Below are 22,278 nucleotides of genomic sequence, written 5' to 3' on the forward strand. Positions count from 1 at the left end.
AAAAACATTGTTTTCATGATTTTTTTAATTGTATTTTTGTTCTTATTCAAAAATTATGAAGAAACTTATTTACAGTTCACTTTTCATTTTCATATTCTCAAGCTCAAAAATATCAGCTCAATATCAGCCTAAAAACATTTCAAAAGACGATCTGAAAAAGGCAAACCAATGGGTTGACAAAACCTATAAGAACCTTTCTCAGGACGAAAAACTCGGACAGCTTTTCATTGTGGCACTTTACACCAACAGAGGTGAAAATGAAATTGAAAAAGTAAGGAGTATTGTCACCAATGATAAGATCGGAGGATTAATTCTGATGCAAGACGATGCGGCAAGAGAAATCACTTTGGTAAATGAATTTCAGCAGAAATCTAAAGTTCCTCTAATGATCGGAATGGATGCGGAATGGGGACTGTACCAGAGAATTGCGGCCGCACACAAATTTCCGTGGGCAATGACTTTGGGAGCTATTCAGGATAAAAGTTTAATTGAAAAAATGTCGGCTAAAATTGCGGAAGACTGTCACCGGATGGGCATCAACTGGGATTTTGCGCCGGTTGTGGATGTAAATACTAATCCCAACAACCCTATTATCGGAAACAGGAGTTTCGGATCGGAAGTAAACAACGTGGTGAATTCTGCATCAGCTTACGCAAACGGACTTCAGAATAACAATATTTTAGCAGCAATTAAGCATTTTCCGGGACATGGAGATACAAGCACCGATTCTCATGCTGATCTTCCTTTAATTTCTCACAATTTAGACCGACTTAACGCTGTTGAATTAGCACCTTATAAAGCACTTATCAATCAGGGAATCGGCGGTGTTATGGTGGCTCATTTATATGTTCCTGCATTGGAAACCACCAAAGGAATTCCTGCTTCCGTTTCTAAAAACATCATCACCGGACTGTTGAAAAATAAGCTTGGATACAAAGGGTTAATTATTACCGATGCTCTTAATATGGGCGCTGTTGCGAACAGATACAAACCCGGAGAACTCGATGCAATGGCTTTTAAAGCCGGAAACGATATTATGTTGTTTTCACAGGGAGTTGCAGAAGGAAAAAAACTAATTCAGAAAGCTATTGAAAGCGGCGAAATTTCACAGTCCAGAGTGGAAGAAAGTGTGAAAAAGATTCTTTTAACCAAATACTTTTTAGGACTTGAAAAATATACTCCTAAAAATCCCGAAAACATCAATTCAGATTTAAATAACGACTCTCACAAAACTTTAGTTCAGAATCTCTATTCAAATGCGATCACTTTACTGAAGGATGAAAAAAAACTGCTCCCATTAAACGGAAAACAAATATATTACGTTCCGTTGGAAGAAGCTCCTTATCAGACATTTGTCAATCGATTAGGTTCAAATATTACGATTAAAAAAGCTGATGAAATTGCTACGATTCCTGCAAATTCTACAGTAATTGTCGGTTTCCATAAAGATAATTCCACGGCTTACAAACCGTATAAAATTTCAGACTCTTCAAAAAAAGTGTTATCCGATCTTACGAAAAATCAAAATGTGATTCTTAACGTTTTCGGAAGTGCATACGCCTTGAAAGATATTGATATTTCAAAGGTTTCAACCGTTCTGGTTTCGTATGAAAACAATGAAGACTCGATGAACGCAACAGCCGATGCATTCAACGGAAAAACAAAAATCCAAGGCAGGCTTCCTGTTTTGGTAAATGATACTTTGAAGGCAGGGATGGGAATTGATCTTATTCCAGCAATTGTAAAATAAAGGTGTGAATTCTAAAATTTACAACATCAAAACCCCAAAAATAAATGAAAATAGGCATACTTTGCTATCCCACCTACGGAGGAAGCGGAATTGTAGCAACAGAACTCGGAATGTCGCTTGCCAACAAAGGCTATGAAGTCCACTTCATCAGCAGTGCATTACCTGCGAGATTAGATATTACCAATCCGAATATTTTCTTCCACAGGGTAAATGTTCAGACTTATCCGCTTTTCCAGTATCAGCCGTATGATATTGCGCTGAGCTCGATGATTTACCGTGTGGTGAATCTCTACAAACTGGATCTGCTTCATGCACACTACGCGATTCCTTACGCTTACGCTGCGTTTACAGCCAAACAGATGCTGAAGGAAGATGATAATGATATTCCCTTGGTAACAACGCTTCACGGGACAGACATTACATTGGTCGGGCAGCATCCAAGTTACAAACACGCTGTAGAATTCTCCATCAACCAGTCGGATGCGATCACTTCGGTGTCGGAAAGTCTGAAAAGAGATACGCTCCAGTTCTTTAAGATTAAAAAAGAAATTCAGGTGATTACGAATTTTATTGATAATTCTGAATTTGACGAATGCAACGAATGCCAGAGAACACAGTTTGCCAATCCGGACGAAAAAATCCTGATCCACGTATCTAACCTGCGTCCTGTAAAACGTGTGGAAGAAGTATTGCAGATTTTCAAGAACGTTCAGAAAAAGGTAAAATCCAAGCTTATCATCATCGGAGAAGGTCCCGATATGGAGAAAGTAAACCAGTTTCTGGAAGAAAATCCGGATCTGATTTCAAAAATCCGTCTTTTGGGTAAAGTAAATGATCTTTACAGAATTTTACAACTTTCGGACGTCTTTTTACTACCTTCCGAACAGGAAAGTTTCGGTCTTGCCGCACTGGAAGCAATGGCAGCCAATACTCCAGTCATCAGCTCGAATGCGGGAGGAATTCCGGAGGTAAACATTCAGGGAGAAACAGGTTTTCTTGCAGAGATCGGAAATGTGGAAGCGATGAGCAATTACACGATTAAACTGCTGAGCAACGATGAGCTTCTGGCGAAGATGAAAGTCAATGCAAAAGAACAGGCGAAAAAATTCGACCTTAAAAATATTCTTCCGATCTACGAAGAAATGTACAGAACCACCATCGAAAATTTCAAAAGTGAACTTACCAAAGCATAGTTTTATATTGAAAAAATTTGGAATTGGAATTACAAAACCTCACAGGTTTTTAAAAACCTGTGAGGTTTATACCATAAAAAAACAGCGGCTGCATTCATCAGGATGCAGCCTTTTTTGTGCAGCCAGTTTTTGAAGATTAATATTTTTCATGCAAACAATTATTTTCCATGAAAGAATTTATAAGTTTTGAATTAATTGTAAAATAATTTTTATTATTTATCTGATTTTTAAATACTTAATATCATTAAAATTATTTTTGTTCTATATTTGCAGTAAACACTCATGACCGAAAAACTACTGCAATATCTCTGGAACTATAAAGTGTTCAAGCATTTCGACTTCAAAGATCTTGAAGGCAATCCCGTTGAAATTTCAGACTTCGGGAAATGGAATACAGATTCCGGTCCGGATTTTTTGGCGGCAAAGGTAAAGATCAATGAAATTACTTTTGCAGGAAACATCGAACTTCATGTAAAATCTTCCGACTGGATCTTTCACAACCATTCACACGATCCCAACTATCAGAATATAATTCTTCATGCTGTTTTTCAGAACGATTGCGAGGTTGAGGAACTGAAAAACAGAAACATTCCTACCATAGAATTAAAAGATCATATCGACGAAAATATCCTGTGGAAATATGAAAAACTGATCGGCGGAACGCAGTTTATTCCCTGCGAAAATATTCTTGATCCCGGCAAAATTCCTGTTCATTTTCATGAAGAAAATGTTCTGAAAAAGCTGGCTGAGAAATCTTTAGAATTTGAGATGAACTTAGCTCAGTTTAAAAATAATTTCGAAGCCGTTTTATTTCATTCTTTAGCTTATTCTTTCGGATTAAAAGTGAATGCATTTATTTTCAGGCAAATTGCGGAAAGCATAGATTTCACCATCATTAACAAGATCCGGCAAAATGAAATTCAACTGGAAGCTTTATTTTTCGGTGTTTCCGGCTGGCTGGAAAATCCTGAGGATGAAACGATGAAAATCTGGAAACGGGAATTTGATTTTATTAAGGCTAAATTCAACATTTCCAATCTTAAATTTCATCCTAAATTTCTGAGATTACGACCTCCCAATTTTCCTACGCTCCGTTTGTCGCAGTTGGCGAATCTCTATTTCACACATCAGAATTTATTTTCAAAAATAATTCATGCTAAAAATACAGGGGAGCTTTTCGAAATTTTTAAAAATGTAAAAGCTTCGGAATACTGGAACAATCATTATAATTTCGGAAAAATATCATCAGTAAATCAACCCAAAGTTGTTTCGCAGGATTTTATAAAAGTAATTATTTTAAACACCATTTTGCCTTTAAAATATACCTATCATCAATATCACAACGAAGAAATTGCAGACGAAATTCTACTTTTTTACAAAAACCTTCCGTCCGAAAAAAATTCAGTTATTACGGATTGGAAAAAGCTGGGCTTGAAGTGTAAAACGGCACTGGAATCGCAAAGCCTGATTTATCATTTTAAAAATTCCTGTGAAGAAAAAAATTGCTTAAATTGCGGTATTGGATTTAAAATTTTAAAAGAATCTTCAAATGCTTGACAATATCCGCCATAAAATGGAAAGAGAATGGTTTGGCGTTCTTACAAGAACGGGCGCAAAACTCGGAATTCCTGTTTCTAAACTGAGAGTATTTTTCATCTACTCTACTTTTGCAACGGCAGGATTTTTCTTTTTAATTTATCTGGGACTGGCATTCACACTTTGGGTAAAGGATATTTTTATCACCAGAAGACCCAATGTTTTTGATTTATAGATATGGAATTTTTACAGATAACTTCTACAGAAGATTACAGGGTTAAAAAGATTTTTGAGGCATACTGCAAAACGTTTCCGGAAGATGAAAGAAGAGACTGGGACAAATTGTCTCCGCTGTTCTCACACCCTAAAGTGAAAATAATTTCTGTGCTTCACGAAGCTAAAAATATAGGCTACCTCATCATCTGGGAACTCAGCAATTTTGCTTTTGTGGAACATTTTGAAGTGTTTGAAGAATTCAGAAGTCAGAAACTGGGATCGCATATCACCAACTATCTTTTTGAAAATTATCCCAGAATTGTTCTGGAAATAGAACACGGACATTTAACAGAAGATACCAAAAGACGCTATTCTTTTTATCAGAAAAACGGGTTCAACCTGATTGATGAAATGTACGTTCAGCCAAGTTACGGCGAAGGAAAAAATCCTTTAAATCTATGGCTTCTTGCTAATTATCAGCCCGAAAATCTAAAGGAAGTAAAAGACGAAATCTACGATATCGTTTATCATTAAAATATAAAATCCGAAGTTTCAAATGCTTCGGATTTTTTTTCAGTTAAAAACTAATTTACCTGATATTCCAACTTTATGGTAATACTTGCTTCCTTATCTTTTGAAGCGGTATTAAAGGTTCCTCCATAAGAATAATCTTCATTGGAATTCGGAGCCGTAATCTGGATAACGCCCATGGTTGCTTTTTTCAGATTTCCCAGGCTGCTTCCTGAATTTTCAGCAATTTTTTCTGCACGTTCTTTAGCATCTTTTGTGGCAGAGGCAATCATTTCCTGTTTCACCGTTGCTAATTTGGTATAAAAATAATTTGGCGAAGACGATGTAAATTCTATTCCTCTGTTGATAATTTCCGTAATATTTCTCGAAAGATTTTCGATTTTCGCAACTTCTTTACTTTCAATCGATACAGTCTGCGTAAGGTTGTATCCGGTAAATTCATTCTGAACGTTATTCCCGTTATTATCTGTATAATTTTTGAACTGTTTCTGGATATCAACAGAAGAAAAAACAATCTCATTTTGCTTTACTCCTTTTGATAATAAATAATCGTTGATGGTTTTTCGGTCTAAAGCCAGTTCATCATAAGCCGATTTCAGGTCAAAATTATTCTTAGAAAAACTTCCCGACCACGTAATAAGATCAGAAGTAAATTGCTTGGTTCCCAAACCCGTTACAGAAATGGTATTTTCAGATTTGTTTCTGTTCTTAATGGCGTTTCCTAAAAGTCCGAGACCAATAACGAAACCCAATGCTGCAATAGCAATCGAAAGAATGTTTTTATTCATAAAAATTTGTGAATTTGTTTGTTACAATAATTTTAATGCCTGTTTACTGAAACTATTGCATCAATTCTTATTCCAAATTTTAAGATTTCCTTAACATTTATTAATGATTTTTACTCTCTTTGATTCTGTTGACAAAAACAGGTATTGCATCGTCCATTCTGGATAAAGCTCCGGTTAAATTTCTGGCTCTTACAAAAGTTCGCGTTTGCGGTTTATTCACAAATGCAAATTCTATAAATTCTGAAATTCTTTCGGCAGGAATGCCTTCTTTTGTAAAATATTCGTCTTCTACCCTGTTTCTTATCCACGCAATGTCTTCCTGAAGATCATCATACCTGTATTGACGCTTCATTCTTCTTGCGTCGCCACTGATAAGATCATACAATCCCTGAACATTCAGGCTTCCTAAAAGAATCGGAATTAAAACCTGCTTTACTTCTGCTGGTTTTTCGCGCATTTTTCCGACAGGCTGCGGTAATCCGACCGCATCTTCCACTATTTGTCCTTGATCGGTTTTTGCAACAGCCTTTGAATCTTTATCAAGATCTCCGGTAATTTTAGCCACTTTTACTTCTTCAATTTGTTCTGCAATTCTCGTAAGCTTAATATTCAGCTCTTTGTTTAAACCATACATTGCTTTTATGGAAGATCTTTCGAAACCGTTTCTTACAAAACGAATTTCATCATCCTGAGAAGCAATCTCAATAGAAAAAGTTCCGTCATTGGCAGTATACGTTTTTTTGTCCGCAGAAACATTCATTACCGTAACGGAGGGTAAATTGATGCCATCTTCATCCGTAATCCTACCCGAAATTTTCTGTTGTGAAAAGACATTCACAAACAGAAAAAGCAGAATAATAATTAACCTGATATTCATAAGATTATTTATTTTTGAGGCTGCGGCGATTTGTAGGCTGAAATTCTGCCCAAAACTGCATTTTTAAACCGATTCATATCTGCTTCTGTACAATAGCCGTATTTCAGAATGTTTTTCCTTTCAAAACCTGTTCTTAAAATATAGAGAATAAAATGCTGAATCTGCGGTTTGGAAATCTGAAGCTCCTCAAAGAAGGTATTTCCTAAAGAATTTTGCAGATAATTCATCAGATCCACATCATCCCATTTGTCTTTAATTTTTCCGAAGCTGTAAATTCCTCTGGTTACGGGCTGCACAAATTCTCCCGGTCTGGCCGCCAAAACTCCCGGAGCAGACTTTTGAGACATATATTTTGCCAGATCATTCTTCAGTTTTTCAACTTTTCTCGGCGGATTAAGATTTTTAGCATCGATCTTAATATCTCCGGTGATATTTTTCTTAATTTCAACTTCTGCAATAAGTTCCGCCGCTCTTATCATTGTTGCATTCACCGGAGCCGTAATATTTTCCTGTGTAATTTTACGGTTTGTACGCTCGTAGCCGGCTTTTATAAAACGAAGTTCGTCTCCCGCTCTTCCCGAAATCATGAAATGACCATCACGATTCGTAAGAACCCTTTCATCTGTCCGGATGTTAATTACCGTTACTTCCGGCATCTCATTATTATCTTCGGAAGTTACTTTCCCGAAAATATAATTCTGAGCGTGGCTGTTGATGAAAAAAAGAGAAGCTAATACAAAGAATAGTTATATTTTCACAGGTTATTTTTTATAAAGCAAAACTAAAGTTATTTTTAAATTAAACCATAAGTTTAACCACAGTTAACGTGTTTTAGGATTTCTTTTAGAATTTTATTTTTAAAACTGTTAAATAGCAGCAGAAAATTGTTAAAATTTCACTTAAAAATTAGCTAACTTGCACTTTGAATTCCACTAAAAATGCAAAATTCTTACACGGTAATTAATGCTTCGGCAGGTTCGGGGAAAACCTATGTTCTGGTGCAGAGGCTTTTAATGATCTGTCTTCGGTATCCTAATCAGCAGCAGTCGATCAGGAATATTCTGGCATTAACCTTTACCAACAAGGCAGCCAATGAGATGAAGGAAAGAATTCTGACGTGGCTTGGAAATTTTTCCAACGATAATTTTGCTGAAAATCCGGATTTAAAAAATATTCAGAAGGCATTTGAGGAAGAAGGTCTGAAAATAACGATTGATGAACTGCATCACCGCGCCAAAAAAATGCTCGACTATGTACTTCATAATTATTCTACTTTAAATATCGGAACGATCGACCGTTTTAATTCGCGACTGGTGAGAAGTTTTTCTTATGAACTGGGACTCGCCAAAAATTTCAATCTGGAAATTGAAGCGGAACCTTTTCTGATTGAAGCAGTTGATAAAATGCTCGATCAGATTGGTGAAAACGAAGTGATCTCCAACTCTTTCATGGATTATGTGGATTACAGTCTCGAAAATAACGAAAGAATAAACCTGAACAAAAGTCTTTACGGTTCGGCAAAAGAATTTGTGAAAGATATTCATTACGAGCATCTTAAAAACAATAAGGATTTCGACAGCACGAATTACGAGAACATCAAAGATACACTCCGAAAAGAAATTGCCCAAAACAAAAAACAGGCGGTTGAACTCGCTACACGATCCATCGAATTATTCAGGTCTAGGAATATTGAAATTGAAGATTTCGCCCAGGGAAAAAACGGAATCGGAGGCTTTTTCACGAAAGTATTAGACTTTTATCATCAGAAAAGACCGGGTTTTCCTTTTCCTACGACTGCGGAAGAATCTGTTGTGAATAACTACCGAAAAGGAGCTTCGGCAAAATCAAAAAACAAGGAAGCTGAAATTCTTGAAATTCTTGATCAATTACTGGATTACAGAATGCAGCTTATTCGGCTGTACATAGAAACCCAGAAAAAAGAGAAAATTTTATCAGCACTTTTACCTTTGAAGGTAAATAAAGACATTCAGGATGAGCTGAAGAAAATTGAGGAAGAAAACGACCTTGTTTTGCTTTCTAAATTTAATATTTTAATTAACGAAAACCTTCGGAATGAGCCTTCGGCATTTATTTATGAAAAAGTGGGTTCACAGTTTCAGCATTATTTCTTTGATGAATTTCAGGATACTTCAGAATTGCAGTGGCAGAATTTCCTTCCTTTGAGAGATCATGCCATTTCATCAGAAAATACTTCTTTTACGTTGGTTGGAGACCCTAAACAGAGTATTTACCGTTTTCGTGGGGGGGAAAGTAAACTGATGCTCGATATCATCAACAAAAAGGAATTTTCTCCAAAACAGGCAGATTTGCTGGTTTTAAAAGATAATTGGCGAAGTGCAAAAAATATTGTTCACTTTAATAACGAACTGTATAAATTTCATTCTGAATCTTTAGCAGAAGAGCATAAAAATATTTTCGGAACTGATGCCGAACAAAATCCGAAATCTTCCATCGAAGGCCGTGTAAAAGTAAATCTGATTGAAAATCTCACCAATGAAGATTTTTACAACGATACGTCTGAAAGCATGAGGAAAGACATTCAGGAGATTCTGGATAACGGCTTTAAATTTTCAGACATTACCATTCTTTGTCGCGGAAATTTTGATATTTTCAGTTATTCTCAAAAACTGGGAAATCTGAAGGTAAATTACAAAGGAGAAGAAACGAATATTAAGACGATTTCCGATAAAGGTCTTACCTTAGAATTATCCAACACGCTTAAAGCCGTTGTTGAATTTCTGCGATGGGAAAGCAATCCTAAGAATAAGCCGAATCTGATCATGATGATGTATTACCTGAATAAACTGGGAAGAATTCAAATGAAAGATTTCACTTTGGAGATGAAGGAAATTTTAGGATTTGAAACGCATGAAGAGACCGTCCATTTTATTCAGGAAAAATATGCTCTGAAAATTAAGCAGGACAATTTCCCAAGATTCAATCTGTACAATTTTGTTGAATATTACATTAATGAATTTTCTGTTGAAAATAAAGAGACTGATTTCCTGCTGAACTTTCTCGAAATGCTTTTCAATTTCACACAAAATGCAGGAGCGAGTACGAAAGAATTTCTGAAATATTGGGATGAAGAAGCTTCGGCGTATACCATTCAGGCTTCGGAAAATATTGATGCAATTCAGATTATGACGATCCACAAAGCAAAAGGGTTGGAGTTCCCGATTGTTTTTATCCCTATGATCAATAAAAACCGTGATGCTGAGTTCACCAATTGGTTTGAAACGAGCAATGACAGTGCTTTAAAGTCTGTGAATATTAATCAGTTCAGTAAAAATCTTGAGGTGTATGATGAGGAAATCCAATATTTCAATCTTCAGAATTCTTACAAAAACTTTGTAGACAGGCTGTGTCTGCAGTACGTTGCGACAACACGACCTGTAGAACAATTGTACTTTTATATCCAAAAAGCGAATAAAACGTCTAACAATCTGGAATTGCTGGAGTTTTTACAATCTAAGAATCCGGAAAATCTGGATGAATTTGATTTGTATGAAGTAAATCCGGAGATGCTGAAAAAACATTCAAGGAATAAAACCTCCCATTTCGAAACAAAAGATATTCAGAATTTAAAAAATATCAACGAAAAAAATACATCAATTAAGATTGCCACTCCGTCAAAAAACTATCAGGTAAGGGTTGAAAAAGTAAGAATCGGGCTTTTCGTCCATGAATTACTCTCGCAGATTAACACGGCAAAAGACATCAGAAAAGTTCTGGAATGCTACGTCCTCGATGGTCATATAACCCTCGAAGAAAGTGCCAAAATCGAGAAAAATTTAAAAGAAATCATAGAGAATAATGCTGAATTTTTTGATGAAAAATGGCAGGTTATCAATGAAAAAGACATCATGATTTCCGAAAACGGCGAAAGCAGTGTGTATCGTCCCGACAGAATTTTAAAAAACTCCGAAGGTTACGTTATTGTAGATTTTAAAACCGGTGAAGAATCTGAGAAAAATGACAGACAAATTGTCCATTATAAAAATATTCTGGAAAAACTGGGAAAAAAGGTTTTGAAAACGCAGCTTATTTATTTGTAATGATAAATTGGATCAGAAAATATCATGTTTATTTTTGGATTATTCTTATTGAAATTTCGGTCAACTGGAAGATAAAAATGTCCTTCTCAAAAAGCCCGGAATAGAAATATACTGTAAGAAATTCCTTCTTCCGGCTGGTTTTGGGAAAATTACTTTTAAAACAGGTTTCGGGGGGCCCAAAAGGGCCCCCGAAACTTATTATTATTTAAATACAGAATTAAGCTGTTGTATCCGGTGCGAAAACTCTCTGCGCCAATTCCTGATCAAAAAGATATAAAGCGGATGGATTATCGCTTACCATTTTGATTTTGGTAACCAACTGAGAAGCGCTTGCTTCTTCTTCTACCTGCTCGTTGATGAACCACTGCAGGAAAGAAGTCGTAGCAAAATCGCCCTCGTCATTTGCATTTTTCACAATATTGAAGATGCTTCTTGTTACTTTTTTCTCATGTTCCAGTGCTTTTTCAAAAATATCGATTGCGCCTGCAAATTCGTGGGGTGGCTTTGCGATTTCTCCGATAATAATTTCTCCACCTACGTCATTTAAATAATCGAACATTTTGTCGGCATGCATTAATTCTTCTTTGCTCTGTACACGGAAATAATTGGCAATCCCGTCAAGATCCTTACCGGAAAACCATGCAGACATAGAAAGATAATATTGTGCAGCGTACTGTTCGTGAGCTATTTGTTCGTTAATTAATTTTGCAATTTTTTCGCTAACCATAAGTCCTAAATTTTCAGTCAAAATTAGGGAATAAAACCCCGAAATCAAAAGTTTTAGCAGAAATTAATAAAAAAGGACGGAATAAATCCCGTCCTCCTACACATTAAAAAATCAAAATTATAAACTACTTAATTCGCATCTGGAGCAGCCGTGTTCATTGGTTTGTGCATTCTTCCGCCCTTCATTCCTCTTTCTTTCATTGCCACTTTTCTCTCTTCCATTTTTGCTTTTCTGTCCGCCTGCCATTTATCATATTGCTGAGGAGTAAGAATCTGTTTCATGTCGGCATCCATCTGTGCTCTTTTTGCCTTCATTTCTTCCATTTTAGCCTGTCTCTGATCTTTATTTTTTTCAAAATCAGCTTTCATTTCGGCTTTTCTTTTTTCGTGAAGTGCCTTGATTTTATCTACCTGAGCCTGATTTAAGTTTAAATCTTTCTGCATCTGCGCCATATGCTCCTGCTCTCTCTGCTGAAATCTTTCTTTCATTTCAGCTCTTTTAGCCTGTCTGTCCTGTGGTTCAGGAGTTATCTGTTGTGCCATTGCAAAACTTCCCATTCCGATAAATGCTATTGCTAAAACTAACTTTTTCATTTTTTTAAATCTTTAATTAATTGTTATACATCTTTTTTGATTATTAGTTAAAATGAAAGTTAAAACACAAACCTCATAAAAAATGTTAAATTTTAACATTAATTTTTTAATGATAAAAATAAAAAAGAGCAGATCATAAAAATCAGCCCTCACACCACTTAAATATAATATATGAAAATTAATTTCTTGCAAATCCGGTTCGGAATCCGCCATTTCCTCTGCTTTCTCCTCCCCCTCTGTTCTGTTCTCTGGGAGCTGAATTTTCGTTTCCTCTGAATCCTCCGTTGTTTCTGAAACCGCCTCCATTATTTTCAATTCTCGGAGCTTCTTCTCTTCTTACTTCTCCGCCTCTGAAACCTCCGCCTCTCGTTCCGCTGTTTTCGGTTCGCTCGTTTCTGAAACCGCCATTGCCCCTAGCAGAACCTATTTCATTCCCTCCACGGAAACCTCCATTATTTCGTACTTCATTCTCGTTTCTGAAAAACGGACTGTTGCTTCTGTTTTCTGCCTGATTGCGGAAACCTCCGTTATTTCCATCTCTTACACCGCCACGGAAACCATTATTAGGTCTGTCGCTTCCTCTTACGATATTAAAAGTAGGATTATCATAGCTACGGAATCTGGTTCTGTCTACTCTGTAAATATTGATATTTACATTTCTGTAGCGCGGCATCGGTCTGCAAATCCCTGCATAATGCGTTCTTCGGTAATTCTGGAAATATACTACAGGACTGTATCCTCTGTAATAATTATTCTGGAATACAACAAAAACTCTTGGTCCCATAATTCTTTCCAATGCATAGAATCTGTCATAATACCATCTGTCCGGATTGTATCTGTAGAAATTATTCCATGTGGAGAAACTTACATACAGATTATTCAGTCTTAAGATCTGGTCTATCTGCCAACGATTCAGCCTGTTTTGGGCAAAAAAGCCATTCCAGTTGATGCTTATAATGCTGTTCCTGTAATCATTGTAATTGGTCTGGTAATAATCCTGTGGATAATAATCCTGCGGATAATTGTAGTAATAATCGTCCGGGAAATAATTCTGATCGTCTTCATCACTGTAATATCCTCCGTCATTCTGATAATAGCCGTCATCTTCCCAACCATTATTCGGATACTGCTGAGCAAACGATAAAGTCGCCATACCCAAAGCAAAACTGATTAATATTTTTTTCATTTCTATAGTCGTTAATTGGTTAATATAGTCGAATTTCTACTTCTATCTTTTGGATATAAATAAAAAAAAGAAGTTAAATCTTCCGATCCAACTTCTTTTAATTTATTATTAACCAATTGATAATCAAATGTTAAATTTATATTCTTCCACTATCTTTAATCCAATAAGCTATTTTTTGGTTAAAATCTTTCTGCTCTTTCAGGTCTTCCAGATTAAGATGCATCCTGTATCTCCAGTAATGTGGAAAAACTGCGGGATTGTTGATTCTTTCATTATCCATTTTAGGATTGCTAAGATTTTTATCCGTTGCTAAAAACTCCTGAATCGGGAAAATTGCTAACATTGAGTCATTATAAAGATGCTGTTTCATTATAATTTCAGCTAAATGAGGATCCAGTTCTTCCGGAGCTTTTCCATACTGTACCAACTGCTGATTGAAATACTTTTGCGTAAGCGCCGGATCTTCTTTCCACCACTGTCTCAAAGTCGAACTGTCGTGTGAGGAAGCCGTTACAACATTCAGATAACCTGCATCTTTTGGATTATAAAAAGGAATATTATCCGAAGGCATTCTCTGAACTTTTAAAGCTATAATCGCGAGTTCATCCATCACAACAGGAACACAGTCCGGAACAAGACCTAAATCTTCTCCGCAGATCAGCATTTCTGTAGCATTAAGAATCATCGGAAGTTTTTCCATTGCTTTTTCATACCAGAGATGATCCTGTCTTTTGAAGAAATAATCGTGATAAAGGTCATAGATGGATTTTTTCTCCCAATCCGAAAGATATTTATAAGATTCTGTGTTGTACACATTAAATCTAGGATGATAAACAACCTGCCCGTTTCGTTCTTCAATTAAAAATAAAACATTGGCACAAAGAGAAATCAACTGATCTTCAATCGGACCTCGTGGATTTTTCTTAAAAAAGTCAGCTAATTTGCGCTGTGTATTGAATTCTTCTTTAAATGAATAGGTTCCGTTCTGGTTATTATTGATAAACTCAAGTGCTTTTCCGCTGTTTTCGCCTAAATATTTCCAGAGAATCTGATCATTAATAAAAGGTTTGCAGTATCTGTCGAAATTAAAAGGAATATGTCTCGCATTGAATTCTTCCAGCGTAATGGGAACAGCAGGATAAAAATATCCTAAAATACCCTGAGTTGCAGAAACCGGCATTCTCCAGATTCTGAAAAACCCTAAAATATGATCGATTCTCATCGCATCAAAATACTGTTCCAGTGCTTTGAACCTGTTTTTCCACCACTTGTAATCATCAGCTTTCATGGCTTCCCAATTGTAGGTAGGGAATTCCCAGTTCTGCCCCAATTCTGTGAACTGATCCGGCGGTGCTCCTGCCTGAAAATCCATTCCGAAAAGTTCAGGTTCTGTCCAAGCTTCCACAGAATGTCTGTAGATTCCGATCGGCAGATCTCCTTTCACGGAAATTCCAAGGTTATGCGTATAATCAATCGCGTCCTTTAATTGCTTATGAAGCTGATACTGAACCCATGCATGAAGCATAGAAGCATCATAATCTTTACTTTTTGCAGAGAAAAATGCAGAAACCTTTCCTGCAATGTATTTTTTATGCGTTTTCCATTCGTTGAAATTCGGAGTTTTGTATTTATCTCTCAATACACAGAACGCGGCATAAGGAAGAAGCCAGCTTTCGTTATCTTTTATGAATTTCTTAAAGTTTCTGTCTTTGTATATTTTTTCTTTATCTTCATTGAAAACAGCGGTCAGATATTTCCATTTCCCGGAAATCATCTTTTCGTAGTCGATTAATTCTAATGAATTTAGTTCTGACTTTTCAGCCTGATAATCTTCAATTAAATCTTCCGGTAACGCAAAATCGAGATTTTCAAGGGAAATATACTGCGGATGAAGCGCATACACAGAAACTGCAGCATAAGGATAAGAATCTGTCCATGAATAATTTGCCGTTGTATCGTTGATCGGCAGAATCTGGATAATTCCGAGATTAGTTTCCTTTGCCCAGTCTGCCAGTTTTTTCATGTCAGAAAATTCACCAACACCGAAACCGTCTTCCGTTCTCAGAGAGAAAACAGGAACCGCAACTCCTGCATCGTGATACATCTGATACAGTTTGAACTTAAAATAATGATCTGAAACAATCTGTAAAACGTCTTTCGAATGATTTGGTAATGCAAATCTGTTTTCGCCGGTTTCCACATCGATCACTTTATCTTTAGCTGTATCGTAAAGACAATACTTATATTGAATAACTTCGTTTTCGGGAATTTCCAGAGAAGTTTCCCAAATTCCGAAATCAGTCTGAGACAAATGAATCACTTTTTCGTAACTCCAGTTTCCTAATGAAGCCGTACTTCCGAATACAACAATCTTCCAGTCCGGATTATAAATCGGAGCCTCTATTCTGAATACATGAGTATGCTTTTTCAGCACAGAAACTTTTTCCGGCTTGAAGGTGTTCAGTTTGTTGTAGAGAATTTTATTATTGAGATAGTTTTCAGGGAAATTTTTATTATTCCATTCATCAAAAATTACAAATTCCTTGTAATTGTGCGGAAAAGTAAGATGATGCGGAACAAATTCCTTGCGAAGAATATTTCCTCTTTCATCAACAAGCTGATAGTGGTATGATATGGTTTTGGAAAAATAATCCACCTCACACTTCCAAAATCCGTTTTCTCCGTAAAACATAGCATGAGTCTGATGTACAGAGCCTTCGTCTTTGATCATCAATTGCAGATTTTCTCCAACTTTTGTACTGTAACCTACATTAAAGTATAGCTTCATTTATATTTTTTTATAAAAATACATTATAATCCTGAAAAATAAAACTTATTGAATATCAAATATTCATTAAAAAAACCTTTTCAAAATGTCTGAAAAGGTTTCTAAGCTTTACACAAAGTTAAAGATTATTCTGTTACTAAAATTTTCTTGTTTAATAATACTTTTCCGGATTCGTCGGTAATGTTTACCAGATAAGCTCCGCTGATTAGATTTTTAAGATATACCTGTTGATTTAAAGAACCGTCTTTTACAGATAAATTCTGCTTCATTACATTTTTTCCTGACAAATCGAAAACATTCAGTGTAATGTTTCCTTTTACGGCTTTGTCATTTACATTCACATTAATATACTTTTCATCCACTCTTGTCGGATAAATATCCAGATTGGCATAAGCATTATTAGAAACGGCTTTATCATTAGCAAAATATTTACTTGCCAAATCATAAATATGCAGATTCTGTTCTCCTCCAAGCGGTTTTGCCTGTAAAGTGGCTAGATCCACTTCATAAAGAGGAGCACCTTTTGCACTTGCAATCACTACTTTTCCTTTTGAATTTACGGCAGATCCGTTTACTGAATAATTTTCAGGAATTCCGGCAATTTTTCCTATGAATTTAGCCTTCATTTCCTTTGGAGAAAGTTTGAAAACATTTCCCGAAGCCGAAAAAACATAGAAATTATTTTCTGCATCCGCAATCATATCCCCTCCGAAACCTGTTTCAATGGTGGTGAAAGAATTTTTTCCGTTGGAAGCATCATCTTTAATGATCCCCAAATCGTTAACCACATATTGATTTCCTTTTCTGCTGATCTGCAAAAACTGTGTTCCGGAATTGTTGATCGCGTAAATATTTCCGTCATAACCTATTGTCATTCTCGTTACATGAGAATTGATGTCACACGAAGTAACTCTTGCAACACTGTTTTCTACCAAAGTAATTTCTTTCGTTTTGGCATTTAAAACATAAATATTGGAAGAAAACATTGGCATATAGATCAGATTACTATTGTAAGAATCATAAGCCAGTGTTGCCATATTTACAGCCTGCGGATTATTGTAGGTATTCTTGTCCTCGGTTACAGCGCCGTTTCTGCTTTGTGAGAAAACCTTTGATGAAGAATCTGCAGTGAAAATCTGTTCTCCGGAAGTTCCGCTTGTTCCGTCGATGGCACGGAAATCATTGAAAACAATACTCTGAGTATCTTTCCCGACCAAAGCAAAAAAATCCTGCTGCGCCGAAGCGTTTGCGCCCATCAACAACAGGAATAAAGGGAATAAATGTTTTTTCATAGTCTATTCATTTAAATTTTTAATCATTTTATTATGACTAAGTTACGTAATTTTTGGATTGAATATGAAAAAAAAATTAAGATTGAGATTTAGGTTTAAGAATTAGTTTTTAACACAAAGTCGCAAGTTTTTTTGAAATGTCTGATCATATTTTTCGTTCGCGAAGGCGTTTGACTCAACAAAATTATTCACAAAGTTTTTCATGCTGAAAGCATTTCTATGATTATATTTTATAGATTTCTCCCTTGTCGAAATGATAGTATCATGTATAAAAAAACTCCCGCAGATTTTTCAGATTTGGCGAATGATTCTGTAAAAAATCTGCGTAATCTGTACAATCTGCGGGAGATATATTAAAAGCCGTAAAGCTTTATTCTAATTCAAAACATAAGAAGTTCCGTCTCTCCCGTCTTTCAGTTCGATACCTTCTGCAAGAAGCTTATCGCGAATCTGATCAGAAAGTTCGAAATTTTTTGATTTTCTTGCCTGATTTCTCAACTCGATTAAAACTTTCAGGGTCTGATCCAGTTTTTCATTATTGTTTTCCTCAATCGTCTGAAGTCCCAAAACGTCGAAAACCAAAGCATTTAAAGTAGATTTTAAATCATCTAAATCCTTCGTTGAAACAGTTTCCTTCCCATCATTTAAAGCAAAGATATATTTTACCGCTTCAAATAAGTGCGCAATTAAAACCGGAGAATTGAAATCGTCCGTTAATGCATCATAGGCTTTATTCTTCCACTCTTCAAGACTGAAACCGGATTGTTTTTCATCATTCGGAGTGATGCTGTTCAACACTTTAATGGCTTCCATCAATCTCGTGTATCCTTTTTCACTCGCAATCATGGCATCATTTGAAATATCTAAAACACTTCTGTAATGTGCCTGCAAAAAGCAGAAACGAACGATGGAAGGATGGAAAGGTTTTTCGAAGAAATCGTTTTCTCCTGTCACCAACTGCATCGGCAAAATATAATTTCCGGTGGATTTGCTCATACGCTGAGAATTCATCGTCAACATATTGGCGTGCATCCAGTAATTTACAGGAGAAGCATCATTGCACGCTTTTCCCTGTGCGATTTCACATTCGTGGTGTGGGAATTTCAGATCCATTCCGCCTCCGTGAATATCGAAAGTTTCTCCCAAATATTTTGTACTCATCGCAGTACATTCCAGATGCCATCCCGGAAAACCTTCTCCCCAAGGCGAATTCCATCTCATGATGTGTGCCGGAGAAGCTTTTTTCCACAATGCAAAATCCTGCGGATTTTTCTTTTCACCCTGTCCGTCAAGATCACGGGTATTGGCAAAAAGTTCTTCTATATTTCTTTTTGAAAGTTCACCATAATTCAAGCCTCTCCTGTTGTATTCCAAGACATCGAAATACACAGAACCGTTGCTTTCGTAAGCGAATCCTCTTTCTATTAATTTCTGAGTAAGTTCGATCTGTTCCACGATATGTCCTGTTGCAGTCGGTTCAATATTCGGAGGAAGTAAATTAAACATATCCAACACTTTATGAAAATCGACTGTATACTTCTGTACGATTTCCATTGGTTCTAACTTTTCGAGACGAGTCTGTTTAACGAATCTGTCGTTATTCACGTCGCCGTCGTCAGTAAGGTGACCTGCATCGGTAATGTTTCTTACATAACGAACTTTATAGCCCAAATGCATCAAACTTCTGTAGATAAAATCGAAAGAAAGGAAAGTTCTTACATTTCCCAAGTGTACATTGCTGTAAACGGTTGGTCCGCAGACGTACATTCCTACATTTCCTTCTAAAATCGGCTTGAATATTTCTTTTTCTCCCGCAAGCGAGTTGTATATTTTTAGTTGCATTTTTTTAATTTGATTTAATGATTTTAAATTTAGTAAAGTTTTATTGATTAAAAGATTTTCATCTTTTAACAGCAGAAGTTACAGCAACAACAAATAATGGTTGTTACGAATATCTTGTATGAAACTTTTTTAAATTTTATCATTATAATTTACTTCCAGAAAATTTCAGGTTTAATATAAAAAACGGTATCAATAAAATATAACATTCCTTTTTGTGTAATGACATTTTCGTCATGGAGATCTTCCAGAATAATTCCTAAGGAAGAGTTATAATAATCATTGTTTCTTATATTTTCAAATCCATTATTACCAAGAAAACTTTTAACTTCTCTGAGATCGGTTAACTGATCTAATTTAACAAATCTTTGTTTAACAACTGCATATAAACTGTCTGAATTCAAATAGAATCCAATTAATTCATATGCTGTATCCGGAAAAAAATAATTATTTAAAAGAAGATTATGAAAGTAATCCAACCATGATTCATAGTAAATAGAATCATTCAGCTTTAAAACAAAACTATCATCTTTCAAATATACTTTTTGTTCCGCTCCTTCTGATACGAACAGATTAAAATCTATCGTATTATACCAAAAGTTATTAGAATTAATCCAATCGATTAACTCTAATGTTTCTTTTCTTTTGAAATACTTTTCTTTTGAAGCCAGCCTGCCTGTTTCTTGGCTTCTTCTAAGGTAACCGGCGATTGTTTGGATAGTATTTCCATACTTAACTTCGCTCTTTCCTGAAAGGATATATTGGAGTTCATATTTAATATCATTTAACATTGTTAAAAATAGTACAATTTTTCATTTAATCCAATTTCGCATGGCTTCCCACATAGTGCAGGAACTCCTGTCTTGTGATAGGATTTGTTCTGAAAATTCCGCTTAATTCTGCGGTAATGGTAGAACTTGCAGTATCTTTTATTCCTCTGCAATTAACGCAAAGGTGTTTTGCATCAATAATACAGGCAACGTCTTTTGTTCCTAAAGCTTCTTTTAAAGCATTCACAATCTGCATGGTAAGCCTTTCCTGAACCTGCGGTCTTTTTGCGTAATAATCCACAATTCTGTTGATTTTTGAAAGACCGATTACTTCACCATTCGAAATGTAAGCAACGTGTGCTCTTCCGATAATCGGCAAGAAGTGATGTTCACAAAATGAATAAACAGTGATGTCTTTTTCCACCAACATCTGGCGGTATTTGTATTTATTTGAAAATGTGGAAATTCCCGGTTTGTTTTCAGGAAGAAGCCCCCCGAAAATTTCATTCACGTACATTTTAGCAACACGTTTCGGAGAGTCTTTCAGAGAATCGTCGGTCATGTCTAAACCCAGCGTTTCCATGATCTCCCCAAACAGTTCGGTAATTTTTTCTATTTTTTCTTCCGGTGATTTATCAAAAGCATCTTCCCTTATAGGCGTATGTTCTTTTCCTGTGAAAATATCATCGTCGTTATCCGTAAAATCAACCATTTTTATTTAATTTGCACAAAAATACGGATAAAATCTGTTCGTCATATTTAATTTGGGCGAAAAACATTATCTTTCGCGCCTACTATCATTTTACATCATGATTATTGCTGAAGAAGTACAAAACGAATCCCAGAGGAAGGAATTTTTAGAATTTCCGGCAAGGCTTTATCGAAAAGACAAAAACTATATAAGACCCAGAAATATTGATATTGAAGATGTTTTTAATCCTCAGAAAAACAGGTTTTTTAAAAACGGGGAATGCGCAAGATTTTTGTTTAAAAATAAAGAAAATAAAACCGTAGGCAAAGTTGCGGTTTTTATCAACGAAAGCTATCAGCAAAAACAGCCAACTGGCGGAATCGGATTTTTCGACTGTGTAAACGATCAGGAAACTGCAAATTTTATTTTTGATCACTGCAAAAGCTGGCTTCAGGAAAGGGGAATGGAAGCAATGGACGGACCGATTAATTTCGGGGAGCGTGACAAATTCTGGGGATTGGTAATTGAAGGTTTTATCGAACCTTTATATGGAATGAATTACAATTTCCCTTATTACAAAGAGCTTTTTGAAAACTACGGATTTAAAATTTATTTTGAGCAGCTTTGTTTTTCAAGACCTATTTTCGCCGAAGTTTCGAGACTTTTTACGGTAATGCACGCCAAACACAGTAAAAATCCCGATCTTTCCGCAAAACCCATGACGAAAAATAATCTGGAGAAATTCGCCAAAGATTTTACAGAAATTTATAATAAAGCGTGGGCTGCACACGGCGAAGGAAAATGCATGCAGGAATCTAAAGTTCTGAAAATGTTCAAAATGATGAAACCGATCATCAATGAACATATTTCATGGTTTGTTTACGAAAACGAAAAACCGATCGCGATGTGGATGAATCTTCCGGATACGAATCAGTGGTTTAAATATCTGAACGGGAAATTCGGGATTTGGGAAAAGCTGAAGTTTCTCTGGATCAAACAGTTTAAGAAGAACGAAAAAATGGTCGGTCTCGTTTTCGGCGTTGTTCCGGAATGGCAAAAGAAAGGTCTTGAAGGCTACATGATCTGGGAAGGAACACAGCATTTGAGAAAACATACGGATTTTAAAATCATAGAAATGCAGTGGATCGGAGATTTCAATCCTAAAATGATTAAGATTGCCGAAAATCTTGACACCACAATTACCCGAAAATTAGCGACATATCGTTATCTTTTTGACAGGAATAAAGAGTTTGAAAGACATCCTGTTTTATGATTTATAGGGTTTTGGGGGGGGGGGGGGGGGGCCCCCCCCAACCCCAAAAAAGGCCGCAACAAACCGCCAAAAAAGGGAAGGGCCGAAGGAGAGAAAGTAAAAAAATTTTTAAAACAATTAAAATTTTTTTGAGAAAAAAGTAACAACAT

The 22,278-nt window shown here is 35.9% G+C and carries 18 protein-coding genes; 7 read left to right on the plus strand and 11 right to left on the minus strand.

The genetic code is table 11. The features are described from left to right. The first annotated feature begins 55 nt into the window (after positions 1-55). The 5 genes from WFH39_RS17865 to WFH39_RS17885 all read left to right on the plus strand — a co-directional run bounded on the left by WFH39_RS17865 (position 56) and on the right by WFH39_RS17885 (position 5,229). Positions 56-1,750, plus strand: a complete 1,695-nt coding sequence (locus tag WFH39_RS17865; protein WP_336690870.1) for a glycoside hydrolase family 3 protein — start codon at positions 56-58, stop codon at positions 1,748-1,750. A gap of 44 nt (positions 1,751-1,794) precedes the next feature. Further along, the gene (gene bshA / locus WFH39_RS17870; protein WP_336690871.1) at positions 1,795-2,943 is read left to right on the plus strand and encodes an N-acetyl-alpha-D-glucosaminyl L-malate synthase BshA; all 1,149 of its coding nucleotides are present in this window, start codon (positions 1,795-1,797) and stop codon (positions 2,941-2,943) included. A 282-nt stretch (positions 2,944-3,225) separates the two neighbouring features. After that, positions 3,226-4,500 carry a DUF2851 family protein gene (locus tag WFH39_RS17875; RefSeq protein WP_336690872.1) on the plus strand — a complete coding sequence of 425 codons (1,275 nt, stop codon included), beginning with the start codon at positions 3,226-3,228 and terminating at the stop codon, positions 4,498-4,500. Continuing rightward, a complete protein-coding gene (locus tag WFH39_RS17880) occupies positions 4,493-4,714 on the plus strand; it encodes a PspC family transcriptional regulator (protein ID WP_029297636.1) in 222 nt (73 codons plus the stop codon). The genes WFH39_RS17875 and WFH39_RS17880 overlap by 8 nt, the downstream gene beginning before the upstream one ends. 2 nt (positions 4,715-4,716) lie before the next feature. Next, positions 4,717-5,229 (plus strand): GNAT family N-acetyltransferase, encoded by a 513-nt coding sequence (locus WFH39_RS17885; RefSeq protein ID WP_336690873.1) that lies wholly within the window; start codon positions 4,717-4,719, stop codon positions 5,227-5,229. A 50-nt stretch (positions 5,230-5,279) separates the two neighbouring features. Here the strand turns inward: WFH39_RS17885 and WFH39_RS17890 are convergent, their stop codons facing one another. From WFH39_RS17890 to WFH39_RS17900, 3 genes are all read right to left on the minus strand, one after another. After that, positions 5,280-6,014, minus strand: coding sequence for an SIMPL domain-containing protein (locus WFH39_RS17890; RefSeq protein ID WP_214588401.1), 735 nt, complete (start codon positions 6,012-6,014; stop codon positions 5,280-5,282). A gap of 100 nt (positions 6,015-6,114) precedes the next feature. Next, the gene (locus tag WFH39_RS17895; protein WP_336690874.1) at positions 6,115-6,891 is read right to left on the minus strand and encodes a carboxypeptidase-like regulatory domain-containing protein; all 777 of its coding nucleotides are present in this window, start codon (positions 6,889-6,891) and stop codon (positions 6,115-6,117) included. 8 nt (positions 6,892-6,899) lie between these two features. Further along, positions 6,900-7,547 (minus strand): hypothetical protein, encoded by a 648-nt coding sequence (locus WFH39_RS17900; protein ID WP_336690875.1) that lies wholly within the window; start codon positions 7,545-7,547, stop codon positions 6,900-6,902. A gap of 282 nt (positions 7,548-7,829) precedes the next feature. Between WFH39_RS17900 and WFH39_RS17905 the strand changes: the two genes are divergently transcribed. After that, entirely contained in the window at positions 7,830-10,970 is a 3,141-nt protein-coding gene (locus tag WFH39_RS17905; RefSeq protein WP_336690876.1) for a UvrD-helicase domain-containing protein, read from the plus strand. A 217-nt stretch (positions 10,971-11,187) separates the two neighbouring features. Here WFH39_RS17905 and WFH39_RS17910 read toward each other — a convergent pair whose 3' ends face one another. The 8 genes from WFH39_RS17910 to folE form a co-directional block, all read right to left on the minus strand. Beyond that, the gene (locus tag WFH39_RS17910) at positions 11,188-11,697 is read right to left on the minus strand and encodes a ferritin (protein ID WP_214588397.1); all 510 of its coding nucleotides are present in this window, start codon (positions 11,695-11,697) and stop codon (positions 11,188-11,190) included. Between the two features lie 128 nt (positions 11,698-11,825). Then, a complete protein-coding gene (locus WFH39_RS17915; RefSeq protein WP_336690877.1) occupies positions 11,826-12,290 on the minus strand; it encodes a hypothetical protein in 465 nt (154 codons plus the stop codon). A 178-nt stretch (positions 12,291-12,468) separates the two neighbouring features. Beyond that, positions 12,469-13,476, minus strand: coding sequence for a hypothetical protein (locus WFH39_RS17920; RefSeq protein ID WP_336690878.1), 1,008 nt, complete (start codon positions 13,474-13,476; stop codon positions 12,469-12,471). 136 nt (positions 13,477-13,612) lie between these two features. Beyond that, positions 13,613-16,264 (minus strand): 4-alpha-glucanotransferase, encoded by a 2,652-nt coding sequence (locus WFH39_RS17925; protein ID WP_336690879.1) that lies wholly within the window; start codon positions 16,262-16,264, stop codon positions 13,613-13,615. 125 nt (positions 16,265-16,389) lie between these two features. Then, entirely contained in the window at positions 16,390-17,556 is a 1,167-nt protein-coding gene (locus WFH39_RS17930) for a T9SS type A sorting domain-containing protein (protein ID WP_336690880.1), read from the minus strand. 375 nt (positions 17,557-17,931) lie between these two features. Next, the gene (cysS, locus tag WFH39_RS17935; protein ID WP_273078577.1) at positions 17,932-19,398 is read right to left on the minus strand and encodes a cysteine--tRNA ligase; all 1,467 of its coding nucleotides are present in this window, start codon (positions 19,396-19,398) and stop codon (positions 17,932-17,934) included. 149 nt (positions 19,399-19,547) lie between these two features. Beyond that, positions 19,548-20,186, minus strand: a complete 639-nt coding sequence (locus WFH39_RS17940; protein WP_336690881.1) for a hypothetical protein — start codon at positions 20,184-20,186, stop codon at positions 19,548-19,550. A gap of 25 nt (positions 20,187-20,211) precedes the next feature. Beyond that, on the minus strand, positions 20,212-20,877 hold the full coding sequence (gene folE, locus WFH39_RS17945) for a GTP cyclohydrolase I FolE (RefSeq protein WP_076395046.1): 666 nt from the start codon (positions 20,875-20,877) through the stop codon (positions 20,212-20,214). Between the two features lie 97 nt (positions 20,878-20,974). Between folE and WFH39_RS17950 the strand changes: the two genes are divergently transcribed. Continuing rightward, positions 20,975-22,129, plus strand: a complete 1,155-nt coding sequence (locus tag WFH39_RS17950) for a hypothetical protein (RefSeq protein WP_336690882.1) — start codon at positions 20,975-20,977, stop codon at positions 22,127-22,129. Positions 22,130-22,278 lie beyond the last annotated feature (149 nt).

Origin of the sequence: Chryseobacterium sp. MMO-72 (assembly GCF_037146035.1) — a bacterium.
Taxonomy (GTDB): domain Bacteria; phylum Bacteroidota; class Bacteroidia; order Flavobacteriales; family Weeksellaceae; genus Chryseobacterium; species Chryseobacterium indicum.

Bases quoted from the DNA above. Each gene is read 5' to 3' on its own strand.
- WFH39_RS17865 (WP_336690870.1), top strand. From the start codon at position 56: ATGAAGAAACTTATTTACAGTTCACTTTTCATTTTCATATTCTCAAGC.
- bshA (WP_336690871.1), top strand. From the start codon at position 1,795: ATGAAAATAGGCATACTTTGCTATCCCACCTACGGAGGAAGCGGAATT.
- WFH39_RS17875 (WP_336690872.1), top strand. From the start codon at position 3,226: ATGACCGAAAAACTACTGCAATATCTCTGGAACTATAAAGTGTTCAAG.
- WFH39_RS17880 (WP_029297636.1), top strand. From the start codon at position 4,493: ATGCTTGACAATATCCGCCATAAAATGGAAAGAGAATGGTTTGGCGTT.
- WFH39_RS17885 (WP_336690873.1), top strand. From the start codon at position 4,717: ATGGAATTTTTACAGATAACTTCTACAGAAGATTACAGGGTTAAAAAG.
- WFH39_RS17890 (WP_214588401.1), bottom strand. From the start codon at position 6,014: ATGAATAAAAACATTCTTTCGATTGCTATTGCAGCATTGGGTTTCGTT.
- WFH39_RS17895 (WP_336690874.1), bottom strand. From the start codon at position 6,891: ATGAATATCAGGTTAATTATTATTCTGCTTTTTCTGTTTGTGAATGTC.
- WFH39_RS17900 (WP_336690875.1), bottom strand. From the start codon at position 7,547: ATGCCGGAAGTAACGGTAATTAACATCCGGACAGATGAAAGGGTTCTT.
- WFH39_RS17905 (WP_336690876.1), top strand. From the start codon at position 7,830: ATGCAAAATTCTTACACGGTAATTAATGCTTCGGCAGGTTCGGGGAAA.
- WFH39_RS17910 (WP_214588397.1), bottom strand. From the start codon at position 11,697: ATGGTTAGCGAAAAAATTGCAAAATTAATTAACGAACAAATAGCTCAC.
- WFH39_RS17915 (WP_336690877.1), bottom strand. From the start codon at position 12,290: ATGAAAAAGTTAGTTTTAGCAATAGCATTTATCGGAATGGGAAGTTTT.
- WFH39_RS17920 (WP_336690878.1), bottom strand. From the start codon at position 13,476: ATGAAAAAAATATTAATCAGTTTTGCTTTGGGTATGGCGACTTTATCG.
- WFH39_RS17925 (WP_336690879.1), bottom strand. From the start codon at position 16,264: ATGAAGCTATACTTTAATGTAGGTTACAGTACAAAAGTTGGAGAAAAT.
- WFH39_RS17930 (WP_336690880.1), bottom strand. From the start codon at position 17,556: ATGAAAAAACATTTATTCCCTTTATTCCTGTTGTTGATGGGCGCAAAC.
- cysS (WP_273078577.1), bottom strand. From the start codon at position 19,398: ATGCAACTAAAAATATACAACTCGCTTGCGGGAGAAAAAGAAATATTC.
- WFH39_RS17940 (WP_336690881.1), bottom strand. From the start codon at position 20,186: ATGTTAAATGATATTAAATATGAACTCCAATATATCCTTTCAGGAAAG.
- folE (WP_076395046.1), bottom strand. From the start codon at position 20,877: ATGGTTGATTTTACGGATAACGACGATGATATTTTCACAGGAAAAGAA.
- WFH39_RS17950 (WP_336690882.1), top strand. From the start codon at position 20,975: ATGATTATTGCTGAAGAAGTACAAAACGAATCCCAGAGGAAGGAATTT.